Here is a 14,664-nt window from a genome sequence, read left to right on the forward strand (position 1 = left end):
ACAATGAGTTCGGTAACGGGAAGCGAAACGGGTTTTTCCCATTTTGCGGGCAGTATATTTTCGTCAGTGGATATTCCGTATTCATACACATAAGTTGCGTGCCCCATGGTTGCCGATTTCACGCGCACATGAAAACTTCCTTTTTCGGCAGGCAATGATTCAAAGTCGCGCGGGTGAAGCGAGCCCTTCTTTTTCAGCCCGAAGCCGGTGCGCAGCGCCACCGCTTCTCCTGCTGTTACATCTCCCTGCGCCACCGCCACATCGTTGCACACGCCCTGCACATAGAGCGCCATTTTTTTGAAGGTGCGGTTCACAATGTTGCGCTGTTTTATTTCGTCATCAGCCGTTTTGGTGGGCGGCTTGGTCTGGCGCGCGGTGTGAATGTTCATGAGCGTGTCGGCTTGGGCGTGCAGGGTGCCGTCTGTGGGATTCACTCCGCCTGCATCGGGGTCGCCTGTGGTGATAATGCCTTTGCAGGTGCTTACGGCTACAGTTACTTCCAGCCGGCCAATGTCAGTGATGAGCAGGATTTTCGGAAGGTTCTTTTTGGTGGTTGCCAGCAGGATGATGAAACGTGCATAATCGCTGGCTTTGAGGATGATTTTTTTCATGTGAGTGGTTTGTTTGTAAAGTGTAGTAACTGTTTTTATTTTTCGTTCAGCAAACGAAGATAAAGCGTTATTCTTTTGAATGAAATAAATGAAAGTCCGCATTTGAGTACCTCTGTTTCATAACCAATTAAATCTAATTAGTATGGAACAGAAAAAACAAAATCCGTGTACAATCGGAACAGGCGCTAAAGCAGCGCGCAGATTCAACGTGCTCAAACTGGTGGGCGAAGAACTCAGCAACGAGCAGCTTGCAGACCATCTGAAGGAGAAGGTTCACACGGTGGTGAAAGATTTGAAAATCATTTTCAAAACGCTGAGCGTTCACAGCCGCGCGGGCGCGGTTCACAAAGCGTGGAAGGAAGGGATTTTTACAAAGGAGAATTGCTAGAACTCTCCCCCGTCCCCTCTCTACCTCATCCCTCCGACCAGAGGTACGGAGTCCGTATTCCATCGGACCGTCCCTTCTCCTTTAAAAGGAGAAGGGAGTGAGGGTTGAGGTCGTGGTGACGAAGTCAGGGGTGAGTTACTTGCTCTTGAGCCCCGATACGCGCTTTGCGCTATCGGGATTTTCGTCTTTATTATTTTTTTATTTGGACTTCAACATTTTCTTTGTATCGGCAATTTTTCCGTCCACCACTAATGAGTAGGAATACAGAGCCCCTCCTAAATCCTCCCCGTTGGGGAGGACTTTTTATTTGGCGCGAAGCATTTTCTTAGTATCATGGATTATTTTGCGTAAGTCCTGAATTAAATTTTAATTTTAATCCCTATTACAAGCACATCGTCCATCCCGATGGAAGCCGCATCGGGATTTACTCACATCTTTTTTATTTTTTCTGTTTGAGTTCGTGAATGCTTCGCATTTCCGATACCTGTGTGCTAAACCCTGATACCTATCAGCAAGACATCGTCAACCTGCTCCATGCCGCCTTTCCATTCGTCAAATGTTTTATTCAGAATTTCTTTCTGCTCTGTAAATCCCTTATCGCTAATCGCTAATAACAGTTCATTGAGTTGCTTGTACTTGAATTTTTTTCCTTTGGGTCCGCCAAACTGGTCGGCATAGCCATCGGTGTACAAGTAAATGGTTGATGGTTTCCCGATGAAATCGGGATTCAGAGCAAGATGGTTAATGGTTGATGGTTCAATAGCCCTGTGCGTGAAGGGATGTTTGCGCTCGCTCAAGCCAACGGGCATGTTGTCGGCTTCGAGTTGAATAATTTTTCCATCGTGAATGAGAACGGGCGCGTTGTTGGCTGCACTGTATTCTAACTTTAAACCTGAAACTTCAAACCTGAAACTCATCAGAATGCAGTCCATTCCGTCCTGCTGCGTTACGGCACTGCCTTCGAGGTTCAGGGCGCGGATGATTTCTTCGCGCGCCTCATTGAGAATAAGATGCGGCTCGGTGATTTTTCTTTCCACCGTAACTTCGTTGAGAATGGAAATGTTCAGCAAACTCATGAACGCGCCCGGCACGCCATGCCCCGTGCAATCGCCACAGCAGAGGAGAAAAGAACCGGCTGTATAGTTCGCCCAGTAAAAATCACCGCTCACCACATCTTTTGGCTTGAAGAGGATGAAATATTCTTTGAGGTGTTTGCCGATGAAGTTATCGCTGGTGAGCAGTGCGCCCTGTATGCGCGAGGCGTAGTTGATGCTGTCGGTAATGTCTTTGTTTTTTTCTTCCACTATTTTCTTTTGTTCTTCAATCACTGTGTTTTTATCAGCAAGTTCTTTGTTTGCTTTTTGTTTCTGGCGGTATCCTCTGAAAATAAAAAACGCAAGCAGCAACACTAATAACAAGCCACCGCTGATGGAATAGGTAATTATTTTTTGTTTTCTTTTTTCTTCAGCGGCAATGGCATCTTTCTTTTCCTGCTCCGCTTTTGATGCGGCATCCTTCTTATCAAACTCAAACTTCATTTGCGCGCGCACAGTTTTTTTGGTGTTCTCTTCGTTCAGGATACTATCCTTATATATAATGTAGAGTTTGTAATTGTTGTAGGCGCTGCTGAAATGTTCGCTTGCCCCTTGCCAATTGCCGATTGCCGATTGCCGACTGGCTATTGCGCTATCCGCCTCCGCAAGCCCTGCGTAACTTTCTTTAATCCTCTCCTTGCTGCCTATTGCCTTGCTTAACTCCAAGCCCTTTTGCAGTTCTTCTTTTCCTTCTTTTGCCCGCCCTTGCTTTAGATATGTTTCTCCGATGTTGATGTGAGAAGTGGCAATGCCATCTTTGTCTCCGATTTCTTCTCTGATTTTCAAGGAAGCGAAATGCTCTTTGAGCGCATCGGTGAAAAGTTCCCCTCTCTTTTGGAGAGGGGTTAGGGGTGAGGTGGCTTGCTCCATATAAATTTCTCCGATGTTGTTGTGAGAAGTGGCAATGGCATTTTTGTTACCAATTTCTTCAAAGGTTTTCAGGGCAGCGAAATGCTCTTTGAGCGCATCGGGGTAATTGCCTTGATTCCGATAAATAATTCCGATGTTGTTGTGAGAAGTTGCAATGCCTTTTTGCGCCTCCCGATACGCTTTGCTATCGGGATTTCCGCTTCGCTCCAAGATTTCTTCTCTTATTTTCAAGGCAGCGAAATACTCTTTTAGCGCATCGGGGTAATTGCCTTGCTGTGTATAAATAATTCCGATGTTGCTGTGAGTAGCGGCAAGTGAACGGGAGAGTGAGAGAGTGAGCCGCCCGCTTTCTCCTTGTCTCACTTTCCCGCTTTCCCGTTTTCTCACTTTCTCATTGAGCGTAATGGCTTCATTGGCATATTGCAAAGCGGGTTGGTAATCGCCTTGTCTCCATAATTGCTCGCTCAAAGCGTTGAGGTGGTTCACTTTGTTCGTATCCTCTTTATCTTTTTTGAGGAGGGAGAGGAGAGAATCAATCCGCGCATTCTGCGCGTGGGAGGAATAAGGAATAAGGTATAGGGAAATAAGGGAAATACAAAACAGCCGAATGACGAACAACCGAACAGGGCTGTTGTAAACCTTCAAGGTTTTCAAAACCTTGAAGGTTTGAATGTTTGGCGCGGTTGCGCGCCATTCGTACTTCTGCATTTTGGTTTTCATTTTCAAATTTTCAAATGTCGCCTTGCGCCATGGCGCGTTTCGCGCTCATTAACTCATCGGCTAATTGTCCTTTGGCATTTTCGCTTGTTATGCTCTTTCAACAAAATACATTTTAATTTTTCCTTTGTGCTTCGCTTCAATTTCTCCTCGGTAAATACAGTTGAATTTATCTTTCACCAGTTCGTATGTGCTTCCCGAAACATTCACTTTGCCTGCTTCACCTGAACTTTCCATGCGTGAAGCGGTGTTCACCGTATCACCCCAGATGTCGTAAGAGAATTTTTTTATGCCCACAATTCCTGCAACAATGGGACCTGTGTGAATGCCAATGCGAATTTGAAATGCAGGTTTATTGTTGGTGGTTTGTTGTTGGTTGTGTTCTTCCATAAATTGCTGTATCTGCACTGCTGCAAGCGTAACATCCATTGCGTTGGTAGTATTGGCTACAGGCAATCCGCCTGCGCACATGTAAGAATCGCCAATGGTTTTTATTTTTTCTATGGGGTACTTTGAAATTATTTCGTCAAACTTCTTGAATAGAAAATCCAACTCGCTTACTAATTCTTTTGCACTGAGTTTTTCGGCAATTTGCGTGAAGCCCTTGAAATCGGTGAAGAGAACAGTTACCATGTCAAACTGCTTGGGCTCGGCATGACCGGTGAGTTTCAGTTCTTCGGCTGTTTCAGCAGGGAGAATATTCAGCAGCAATTCATCCGAGCGCTTTTTTTCTTTGGCGATGCGGTTGCGCTGGCGATATACAATAAGGAAAAATACAAGCACTCCACACAAACCTCCTGCAATGGAGTTGCGGATTATTTTTTGCTTGCGGCTTTCTGCTTCTGCTACGGCATCTTTCTTTTCCTGCTCGGCTTTTTGCGCTGCCTGCTGCTTTTCAAACTCGTAGTTCATTTCCTTACGCACTAATTGTTTTTTATTTTCCTGACTGAAAATAGTATCTTTTAACGCCATTCCTTTTTTGTAATGCTCAAGAGATAGTTTGTAGTTGGGAGTTGGCAGATGGGAGTAGAGTTCGCTGAGAGATTCTTCAAATATCCTTTCATAATCCTGCGATTCAATTTCCCGACACAACTTTAATGCATCCTGCAAATATTTTTCCGCATCAGTAAAGAATTTTTTCTTTTGTTCCTCATTCCTTGTTTCTTGTCCCTTTTTTGTATAAAGCGAGCCGATGTTGCCAAGGTCTGCTGCCATTCCGTTTTTATCTCCAAGTTCTTCATCTGTTTTCAATGCCATGGAATAATAGTCAAGGGATTTGGCGTATAAAGAATCTCTTGTGAATTGTGATTTGTTATTTGTTGCTTGCTCTCTATAAACAATTCCAATGTTGCCCAGAGCGTTTGCAATTTCATGTTTATTCCCAAGTTCTTCATCTATTTTCAATGCTCTGAAATAATAGTCCAATGCTTTGGTGTAAAGTCGGTTTCGCTCCGCAATGCTATCGGGACTCACTATAGTCGCTTCTTCGTCATAAACAATTCCGATGTTGCCGAGAGTAATTGCAACTCCCAATTTATTTCCAAATTCTTCTTTCATTTTCAACGCCCTGAAATAATAGTCCAATGCTTTGGCATAGTCGGATTGATTACGATAGACATTTCCGATGTTGCCGAGGCGCATGGCAATTGCTTTTTTGTTTTTTAATTCCTCATCAATCTTTAATGCTTTGAGATAATAGTCAAGGGCTTGGAGATAATTTGCCTGATACCGAAAAATATTGGCACTATTGTTATACGCATTTGCAATGCCTTTTTTGAAATTCAGTTTGCGGGCAAGTTGCAAGGATTCATTTCCGTAGTTCAATCCTTTTTCATAGTCGCCTGTTAATTCACATTCGCGGGTTAATTGATAGAGGTGGTTTACTTTGTTCGTATCCTCTTTGTCTTTTTTGAGGAGGAGTAAAAGGGAATCGGTTTTCGCATTCTGCGCGTGGGAGGAATAAGGTATAAGGTATAGGGGAATAAGGGAACTACACAACAGCCGAAGGACGAACAACCGAACAGGGCTGTTGTAAACCTTCAAGGTTTTCAAAACCTTGAAGGTTTGAATGTTTGGCGCGGTTGCGCGCCATTCGTACTTCTGCATTTTGGTTTTCATTTTCTCCGATGGAATACGGAGTCCGTAACTTTGTTCGGACAAATTTTCAAATTATACTAAAGTTATCTGCGAATACGAATTTTTACGCCCCGATGTATCGGGATGAAACAAATGTACGAATTACATATTGTTCTATGTGTTTCATTCGCTCCGAAGAATTACGGAGTCCGTATTACATCGGACAGATTCGGTTTTTATTCGTATTCGCAGATGAAACAAACTTTCGGATACCTGACTACTTTCAGTATAGAGAGGGGTCAGGGGTGAGTTACTTCAGCAGTTCCACCGCTTCCTGCACGCTGATCATTTTAATTTACTCACCTCTGGCACTTCGTGTCCGTCCCCTCTCTGCGAGCAGAGAGGGGATTATGCTTGAGTGAAAAATAAAATTTTCTTTTTTACCTCATCTATGTTTTCCAGTTCTTCATTTTTAAATCGTAGCACATTCAATCCTTTTTCCCGCATAACAATATCTCTTTGTTCATCTCTGTCTTTTTGATAGTCATGTATTTTTCCATCAACTTCAATAACCAATGAAATTTCATTTGAGTAAAAATCAGCAATGAAAAAGAAGAGGCGTTGGTTTTGTGTCTGATAAACGATAGGGTGCTGGCGAAAGAATTTTATTCCATTCAGTTTCCTGTTTCTTACTTCTGCCCAAAGCTTTGCTTCTGCAGGAGTTTGATTCTTTCTTAAATCACGCGCCAGTTCAGTAATGGATTTGAAATTAAAAACCATAAAACAAATGTATGCTTAATTGTTCCCCTCTCTATCTGATAGAGAGGGGTCAGGGGTGAGTCACTTCAGCAGTTCCACCGCTTCCTGCACGCTGATCATTTCGTCTTTGAAAAAAGCAACGAGGAAGGCATCTTTGATTCCGTATTTCTCCCCCACTTCATCGCGGAATTTTTTCGCCTCTTCGTAACTGCCGAACTTGCCGGCAACATACTGGTTCACGCCCGATGATTTCTTTTTCTTTTCCAGCCCGGGAAGTTTGCTGAACTTTTTCTGCATATCGGCTGGCGGCTCGTTCATGAATGCGCCCACCTGCACGCGGAACACCACTAATTTTTTATCCACCGCGCTCTTAGGCGTTTTGGGTTCTTCCATGGTTTCATTCTTGGGCTGAACAATTCCACCGCTGGCTGCCGAAACCGGCACGCGCTTGTTATCTTTATACGCCACCACGAACGCTCCTTTATAACCCTTCTTCGCCAGTTCATCGCGGTGTTTCATGGCATCCTGCACCGAGGAGAAAGAGCCGCTGGTATACTTATATAACCCATCTTCGGTTTTCACTTCCACCATCGGTCCTGCATTTTTGAAAACATTCATGGAAAGTTTTTTCGAATACGCTCCCAACTGAACGCGGTACACCACTCCTTTCATATCGGGCTTCACTTCAGTAGTTGTTTTCACTTCGCTTAAGCCGGCAAGGTTTTCAGCAGTGGGTTCGGAGAACGAACCGTCTTTATTGCGAATCATCACTTTTGCACCGGGGAATCCTGCGCCCTTCAATTCATCTCTGCGCTTTTCGGCATCGGGCAATCTTCCGAAATTGCCGGCTGTGTAAACCGTGGAAGAATCTTTTTGCATGGAACTTTTCACATCGGGCACGCTCAGGAGTTTTCCCATTTCATCGGGAGGAACGCCTTTGCTATAGGTGCCTAGAACCACCACTAATTCCCTGCGGTAAACAACTGTTGATTCGCGCGGCTTACTCCATCCTCCGCCTGCCGAAGCCACAGGATTTATAATGGTGTCTTTATACATGGCATATTGCCCGGTGGAATCGCTCCATATTCTATAATTGCGCGCAAGGGTGCTGTCATTCATCGCCACTCCGTTTTCATCTACCATGGCGCCTGCAGGAGAGTTTACTTCTTTGTCCACGTAATCGGGATGTCCGTCTCCATCGCTGTCGAGCGGGCAGCCCTTTGCATCCACGGCAACTCCGGGAGGTGTTCCCTGGCAGGAATCGTTCCAGTCAATCACGCCATCGCCATCGGTATCTTCGATTGCAAGCGCGGCAAATTCGGCATCGGTGAGCGGAGAAATATAAGGCGGCTTCGGATTGAACAAATCAAAGGTGAGCGTGAAATAGGTTTCAAGGAAATTATCTTTCTTGCTGTCACCTTTGCCAACTCCTTTGTTATCGGGCGTGATGCCGTCAATATAATCGGTGAAGGTGAAGTGCATGGTGGCGCCTAATTTGAAATTCCAGCGCGGAGTGAGATGCAGGGTTACACCCACGCCCACGGGAACGGCAAACGAGCGCTCGGGATATTTGCCGAAGAGCACACCGTTCATCTTGCGCACATCGGTTTCATATTTATAATCGCGCGCAAGCGGAATTGCATTGATGGCATTCGGGTCTTCTTCAGACATATTCTTTATGCTTCCATCGCTCCAGAAATAATATTTGTTTCCGCTGGCATCGTATAAATCGGTCTTGGTGAGGAACTCAAAATATTCAAAGCCGGTGGTAATGAAAGGGTCTGCGCTGCGTTTCTTCTTAAGAAAATTATCAAAGTTATATTCCAGATGCAATCCGCCCATGCGGATGGAGGATTGAAAATTCGCGAAGCGCGGCCCGCGTTCATTGGCGCTGAGCGTTCCGAACATGGCGCGCGCGCCAACAGTTAACGAGCGCGATACTTGTTCGGAAAAAGTAACATGGTATCCTAAGCGGCTGAGCGATGGAGCGAGCGTGTGCTTGTCGCCCACATCTCCGTAAAAAGTTAAAATGCCGGGACCAAATCCCAGCGTGGGCTGAGCAAGTTTCGGCATAAAGAACTTGGAGGAATCAATATTCTTTTTTTCTTTTTCAGGAAACGGATGCGGATACGGATAGTGATAAGTTTCAGGAACTGACTTTGCCGTGTCTTGCGCAAAGGAAGAAACAAAAAGCAAAAGGCAAAAAGAAAAAAGTAAAAAGTAAATTCGTTTCATCGGTTCAAAGATAGAAAAGAAACCCGAAACTCTTTATGGAATCCATTTCTGGTTGGAAACCATGAGCCCTTCCTGCACCGTTACTCTTTTTCCGTTGCTGTAAGCGGTGACAAAGGGTTTTTCAATTCCTTTCGTGCGCATCTTTTCGCGGTAGTCGCGCGCATCGCGGTACTGCCCGTATTTTCCGGTAATATATTTTCTCCAGCCCTCGTGCAGTTCCATGTTTACTTTGCTCGGTATGGCAAACTTGCTTTCAAAGTAAGACGTGCTGCGATCGGTTTTTGAAAGCGCGCATATCTGCACTTTGAAATTCACTTTGGTTTCAGGAGATGGAACATGAGTGGTGGTGGAAGTGGTAGTTGTTTCAGGTTGCGTAGTGGTGGTGGTAGTTGCAAGCGTTGATTTTGGTTTTACAGAAATAGTAGTGGCTGGAATTTCCGCTTTCATCGGGTTGTCATTATCTACATAAGAAAAGGTGCCGATGATGGTCATGTCTCCCGTAACTTTTCCTCCCACTGAAATACGGTACGAAACTTTTATTTCTTCATCGGCAGGAAGATTATCCCAGATGATTTTCACTTTCTGGTCAACAAAAGAAAATGTTCCGCCTTGGTTGGTGAGCGACATGGCGGTTAATCCTTCGGGAAGCGTTTCCTGGATGCGCGCGAAACCTTTGATGCCGCTTTTCTTTACGGCAATTTCAACGGTGAATTCTGTTCCGGCTTCCGGGATTCCCACTATGGTTCTGTTAGCAGAAATATTCAGCAATGTTTTTTCTGCCTGCGTGGCAGTGGTGGTGGTTGCAGTTGTCTCCGGCTGAGTGGCAGTTGTAGTGGTTGCTGTTGTTTCGGGCTGAGTAGCAGTGGTAGTGGTTGCAGTGGTTTCCGGCTGAGTAGCAGTTGTAGTGGTTGCAGTTGTTTCAGGTTGCGTAGTGGTGGTAGTCGTTGCCATTCCTTCTGCACTTTCCACCTGAACGGTTAACGGAGGCAATTCATAGGTTTGCTTTTCATTGTTCATCACGTAAGAAAATTTTCCTGAGAGTTCCGCGTTTCCAAGTTGCATGGACGCATCGGGAGTAACTTTATAGGAAATGGTAAACTCCTGATCGGAAGGAAGAGAAATCCAGGTAAACTTCACCACGTTGTCTTCGGGCAAATATTTAAACTCGGCACCTTTCGCTTCCACCACGGTGGCGTTGCCGAATCCTGCGGGCAGTTGCTGTTTCATGTGCCCTACTCCGGCAAGCGAACCTTTATTAATAGTAATGGAAATGGTGAAGGGCTCGCCTTGTTTTACTTTTGAAGGCGCATCCATTTTCGCGGTTACGTCTCCGGGAAAAAATGCGCGCACCAGAAGAAGCGCCAGCATGTTCATGAGGATAATTATGTATTTAATCATATCTTTTTTTGTTTCACGGATTCAAACAGAATAAAAATCTGTTTGCATCTGTAGTTATTCGTTGAAAGCAAAACTATCTCAAATCGAAATCAATAAAAATTGCCGGGGTTTCAACTTACAAACACACTTCTGTTAATTGAAGAAGCACATTACAAACATTCGTTTGTTAATAAGGAAGGGAATGAAAATTAAATTTTCATAGGTCCGACAAAGTACGGACTCCGTATTTTATCGGAGAGAAATTGCATCTCCAGTTCCACAGAAGAAGGTGTGAGCAAAGGAACTTCACTTGTATTGGGAATGGGAATATGGAATACGTGAAGCAAAATCAATTTTGCTTTTGTGAACTTGGCGAGGCAACTATTTTAGAGCGGTTCAAAAAAGATTTTGCAGCAATTAAAGGCGACCCGGTTTTCTACGAACATAAATTATAATGGAAGGATGGAATGTTGGAAGTCCCGATAACTATCGGAAGGAAGTGTGGCTTTTCTATAATTCCAATCTTGCATTTTTCCCATTTTTACCTGACTCTGTGAATCAGAAGCAAAGTAGTGGCGAAAAGAAAAAACGCTCCCGTCTGGTGAAGCACCGCGATTACAATCGGCACTCCGTAAAGTAAAGTCAGAACTCCCAATGTAAATTGCGCGAGAACAATTATTGCAAGCGCATTGATAATTTTTTTCTGCCCTTGTGCGAGTTGAAGTTGTCTTGAGAGAAAGAAAATTATTCCGGCAATGAACACAACCACATAAGCAATGTACCGGTGAATAAACTGAACGCCAGCGTGCCCTTCCAGAAAATTTTTCCAAAGAGGTTCAAGTGAAATAATATCGGAAGGAAACCATTCATTTCCCATTTTGGGCCAGCTGGGATAGCCGTAACCTGCTTTCAATCCTGCAACGAATGCTCCGTAAATAATTTGAAGAATGACAACGGAAAAAAGAATGATGGAAAGTTTTTTTATTTTGTTGTTGGTCGGGATTTTAAATCCCGACCAACAAATTAAATCCAGCGCATACCAAAACGTAAATCCAAAAACTGTGAATGCGGAAATCAAATGCAGCGCAAGGCGGTAATGGCTCACATACATATTTTCTGACAAACCGCTTTTCACCATAAACCAGCCGATGAATCCCTGCACGCCACCGAGAAGAAAAAGCACGAGCGCCTTTTTCATAAAGCCCTCCGGAATTTTTTTCTTCCACCAGAAAAATAAAAACGGAACGAGGAAAACTATTCCGATTAATCTTCCAAGCAAGCGATGAATATATTCCCACCAATAAATTTTTTTGAAATCGGAAAGCGTGAAATCAGAGTTGATGAGTTTGAATTGCGGAGTTTGTTTGTAGCCGTCAAATTCTTTTTGCCATGCTTCTTCTGAAAATGGCGGCAAAGTTCCGGTAACAATTTTCCATTCTGTAATTGACAAACCCGAACCGGTGAGGCGGGTGATTCCTCCTATGACCACCATTGCGTAGATGAGAAAACAGCCGGTGAGAAGCCAAATGATTATAGGTCGGTGTGGATTTTTCTGCACGCGCAAATATAACATCATGTTCCACATAAGATTTTATCTTTGCGGTTGTTTTTAAATGTAAATTATTTTTTGAGATTGCTTCGTTATCCCGATAACTATCGGGATTCCTCGCAATGACGAAAAAAATTGGCTCCGTAGTTCAATGGATAGAACGTCTGACTACGGATCAGATGGTTGGGGGTTCGAGTCCCTCCGGAGTCACAAAGCGGATTTTTCAGTCCGCTTTTTTTATTCCTTCGGCTTATCTTTCTGCGATGGCTTTGCAATGGATTCGCGCATGGAAGTGTCGGCTTGAATATTTTGCATCTTGTAATAATCCATGATGCCGAGATTTCCGCTGCGGAATGATTCTGCCATGGCGAGAGGAATCTGCGCTTCGGCTTCAATAACTTTTGCGCGCGCTTCCTGCGCTTTCGCTTTCATTTCCTGTTCGTAGGCAACCGCCATTGCCCTGCGCTCTTCCGCTTTTGCCTGCGCCACTTTTAAATCAGCGCTTGCCTGTTCGGTTTGAAGTTTCGCGCCAATGTTTTCGCCCACGTCAATATCGGCAATGTCAATGGAAAGAATTTCAAATGCAGTTCCCGCATCCAAGCCCTTCGCCAAAACAGTTTTAGAAATTGTATCGGGATTCTCCAAAACAGATTTATGGTCGTGTGCCGAACCGATGCTTGTAACAATTCCTTCGCCCACGCGCGCGAGAACCGTTTCTTCGCCCGCACCGCCCACCAGTTGATTAATATTTGTGCGCACCGTTACGCGCGCTTTCACGTTCAGTTGAATTCCGTTTTTCGCCACGGCAGAAACCGGTGGCGTGTCAATCACGCGCGGGTTTACGGAAAGCTGCACCGCGTCAAACACATCGCGACCTGCCAAATCAATGGCAGTGGCGAGTTTGAAGTTGAGCGGAATATTTGCTTTCTCGGCAGAGATAAGCGCGTTCACCACCGCCTGCACGTGCCCGCCCGCCATATAGTGCGCTTCGAGTTCATCGCGTAAAAGTTTGAGACCTGCTTTATGCGCGTTAATGAGCGCGTTGGTAATAACTCCCGGAGGAACTTTCCGGAAGCGCATGAGCGCAAGTTGTATCAATGACATTCTTACTCCTGAAAGTTGCGCAGTCACCCATAATCCTATAGGGAGAATGCGGAAAAAGAGCCAGAGAAAAATTAATGCTCCTAAGCCGAGGAGCGCGTAAACGAGAACTTGTTCGGGTGCCATGAAAAGAAAGTTAGAGGTTAGATGTTAGATGTTTGAGGTGCGAATATACAAATGGAAGCAATCTTATTTCAGTTTAACAAAAATTTTATTTTGCTGAACTTTTATTAGACATTATTCAAAATAAGAAACTATGTGTATGTTGTCATTTCGACCGAAGGGAGAAATCTCCTCATTCAGGGGGAGATTTCTCACCCTCAAAGCAGGGTTCGAAATGACAAACCTCTATCTAATCTGAATAATGTCTATTACAGTAATTTCTTTTTCCTCCGTGAAGGCGGTTGTACAAAAAAATTCTACTTTCTTTTACATTGCGAGTAACTAAATTACATTTGCCGACTGAAATAAAATAAAAATTGCAGTGAAGCGCAAACAAAAAATATACATTGACACATCTGTTGCAGGTGGATATTTTGACAAAGAATTTTCTGATGATACAAGAAAGTTCTTTGCGCGAATCAAAAAAGGAGAACTGATAATAATACTGTCCTCTTTGCTTGATAACGAACTGTTAGATGCTCCCGAAAGAGTCCGCTCTCTTATTCATCGGATGAAAAAAAATCATATTGGAAGAGTGAAACACACTGAAGAAGCAGAGGTGTTGGCAGAAAAATATTTAATTGCAAAGGTGGTTGGAAAAACAAGCATCGAAGATTGCAGGCATATTGCATTAGCAACAATCTGTAATGCCGATGTACTCGTCAGTTGGAATTTTAAACATATAGTAAATGTAGAACGCATCAATGGATATAATTCCGTAAATTTGAAAAACGGTTATAAAACCCTCGACATACGAACGCCAAAAGAAGCGCTGCACTATGAGTAAGAGAAAACAAAAAACAATGATTGAACGGCTGCGTGAAATACGCGACAAAATAAGTTTGGAAACTATGGATATGAATTTTGAAGAATTGGAAAAATATTTTGAAGAGCGAAGAATACGGCATGAAATGAAATCAGGAAATAAGAAATACAAAACAACCTCTCACGCACCTTCCATCGCTGCCGAACCGAAAGAAAAATACGGGAAGGAATAATTAGACATTATTCAAAATAAGAAACTATGTGTATGTTGTCATTTCGACCGAAGGGAGAAATCTCCTCATTCAGGGGGAGATTTCTCACCCTCAAAGCAGGGTTCGAAATGACAAACCTCTATAAATATCTAATCTGAATAATGAAGCCATCCATTGCCTGCACTTCCGCCTGCTGATTCCTGATAAATGCTTTTCCAATCGGGTTCAACCGTGAAATTGTTTTTCCTTCATCGCCAACTTTGATTTCTTCTTTCAGAACATTTGCTTTTCCTTCGATGGAGGACTGCACCTGCAATTTTTTCCACAGCGAAGAATGAAACGCCCAGTAAACCGCAGCGGCAGTGGCAATTCCTGTCCCGAAAAAAACTGCAATGCCTGTGGTTGTTCCGTAATCCTTGAACGCGAAAATAATTCCCACCAGCATCAGCACAATGGAAATAAATCCCAGCACCATGCCCGGCACAAATAAAATTTCAAGCATCAAAAGAATGAGCCCGAGAAGAATGAGGAGAATGATGGCGGTGAGAGACATGGATGAGTTGCCCCGTCCCTAAAGGGAGAGGACAGTTTTCGTTTTTAGTATTTTATTAGACATTATTCAAAATAAGAAACTATGTGTATGTTGTCATTTCGACCGAAGGGAGAAATCTCCTCATTCAGGGGGAGATTTCTCACCCTCAAAGCAGGGTTCGAAATGACAAACCTCTATAAATATCTAATCTGAATA

At 43.9% G+C, this 14,664-nt stretch carries 12 protein-coding genes and 1 tRNA gene; 4 read left to right on the forward strand and 9 right to left on the reverse strand.

Annotated features, from left to right (window positions below; all coding sequences use genetic code 11):
- Positions 1 to 611, reverse strand: a 611-nt coding sequence (locus HY063_00005; GenBank protein ID MBI3500155.1) for a hypothetical protein, incomplete at its 3' end; no start/stop codon positions are given.
- Positions 612 to 753: 142 nt separating this feature from the next.
- Between HY063_00005 and HY063_00010 the strand changes: the two genes are divergently transcribed.
- Entirely contained in the window at positions 754 to 999 is a 246-nt protein-coding gene (locus HY063_00010) for a hypothetical protein (GenBank protein MBI3500156.1), read from the forward strand.
- A gap of 491 nt (positions 1,000 to 1,490) precedes the next feature.
- Here the strand turns inward: HY063_00010 and HY063_00015 are convergent, their stop codons facing one another.
- The 6 genes from HY063_00015 to HY063_00040 form a co-directional block, all read right to left on the reverse strand.
- Complete coding sequence (locus tag HY063_00015; GenBank protein MBI3500157.1) at positions 1,491 to 3,683, reverse strand: tetratricopeptide repeat protein; 2,193 nt, start codon at positions 3,681 to 3,683, stop codon at positions 1,491 to 1,493.
- A gap of 87 nt (positions 3,684 to 3,770) precedes the next feature.
- Complete coding sequence (locus HY063_00020) at positions 3,771 to 5,798, reverse strand: tetratricopeptide repeat protein (protein ID MBI3500158.1); 2,028 nt, start codon at positions 5,796 to 5,798, stop codon at positions 3,771 to 3,773.
- Positions 5,799 to 6,164: 366 nt separating this feature from the next.
- Positions 6,165 to 6,536, reverse strand: a complete 372-nt coding sequence (locus tag HY063_00025; protein MBI3500159.1) for an endonuclease domain-containing protein — start codon at positions 6,534 to 6,536, stop codon at positions 6,165 to 6,167.
- Between the two features lie 60 nt (positions 6,537 to 6,596).
- On the reverse strand, positions 6,597 to 8,750 hold the full coding sequence (locus HY063_00030) for an SPOR domain-containing protein (GenBank protein ID MBI3500160.1): 2,154 nt from the start codon (positions 8,748 to 8,750) through the stop codon (positions 6,597 to 6,599).
- A 33-nt stretch (positions 8,751 to 8,783) separates the two neighbouring features.
- Positions 8,784 to 10,148 carry a hypothetical protein gene (locus HY063_00035; protein ID MBI3500161.1) on the reverse strand — a complete coding sequence of 455 codons (1,365 nt, stop codon included), beginning with the start codon at positions 10,146 to 10,148 and terminating at the stop codon, positions 8,784 to 8,786.
- Positions 10,149 to 10,668: 520 nt separating this feature from the next.
- Complete coding sequence (locus tag HY063_00040; protein ID MBI3500162.1) at positions 10,669 to 11,700, reverse strand: COX15/CtaA family protein; 1,032 nt, start codon at positions 11,698 to 11,700, stop codon at positions 10,669 to 10,671.
- 113 nt (positions 11,701 to 11,813) lie between these two features.
- Here HY063_00040 and HY063_00045 point away from each other — a divergent pair.
- Positions 11,814 to 11,886: transfer RNA gene (locus HY063_00045), tRNA-Arg, on the forward strand.
- Positions 11,887 to 11,913: 27 nt separating this feature from the next.
- On the opposite strand, the gene floA is transcribed toward HY063_00045, so the two are convergent.
- Complete coding sequence (gene floA / locus HY063_00050) at positions 11,914 to 12,903, reverse strand: flotillin-like protein FloA (GenBank protein MBI3500163.1); 990 nt, start codon at positions 12,901 to 12,903, stop codon at positions 11,914 to 11,916.
- Positions 12,904 to 13,261: 358 nt separating this feature from the next.
- On the opposite strand from floA, the gene HY063_00055 reads away from it, so the two are divergent.
- Both HY063_00055 and HY063_00060 read left to right on the forward strand, forming a co-directional pair.
- Positions 13,262 to 13,726: a PIN domain protein gene (locus tag HY063_00055; protein MBI3500164.1), complete on the forward strand. Its 465-nt coding sequence runs from the start codon at positions 13,262 to 13,264 to the stop codon at positions 13,724 to 13,726.
- Positions 13,719 to 13,937 carry a hypothetical protein gene (locus tag HY063_00060; GenBank protein ID MBI3500165.1) on the forward strand — a complete coding sequence of 73 codons (219 nt, stop codon included), beginning with the start codon at positions 13,719 to 13,721 and terminating at the stop codon, positions 13,935 to 13,937. Before HY063_00055 ends, HY063_00060 begins: the two co-directional genes overlap by 8 nt.
- A gap of 118 nt (positions 13,938 to 14,055) precedes the next feature.
- Here HY063_00060 and HY063_00065 read toward each other — a convergent pair whose 3' ends face one another.
- The gene (locus tag HY063_00065; GenBank protein ID MBI3500166.1) at positions 14,056 to 14,469 is read right to left on the reverse strand and encodes a hypothetical protein; all 414 of its coding nucleotides are present in this window, start codon (positions 14,467 to 14,469) and stop codon (positions 14,056 to 14,058) included.
- Between the last annotated feature and the right edge of the window lie 195 nt (positions 14,470 to 14,664).

The sequence above is a fragment of the Bacteroidota bacterium genome (genome assembly GCA_016195025.1).
Taxonomy (GTDB): domain Bacteria; phylum Bacteroidota; class Bacteroidia; order Palsa-948; family Palsa-948; genus Palsa-948.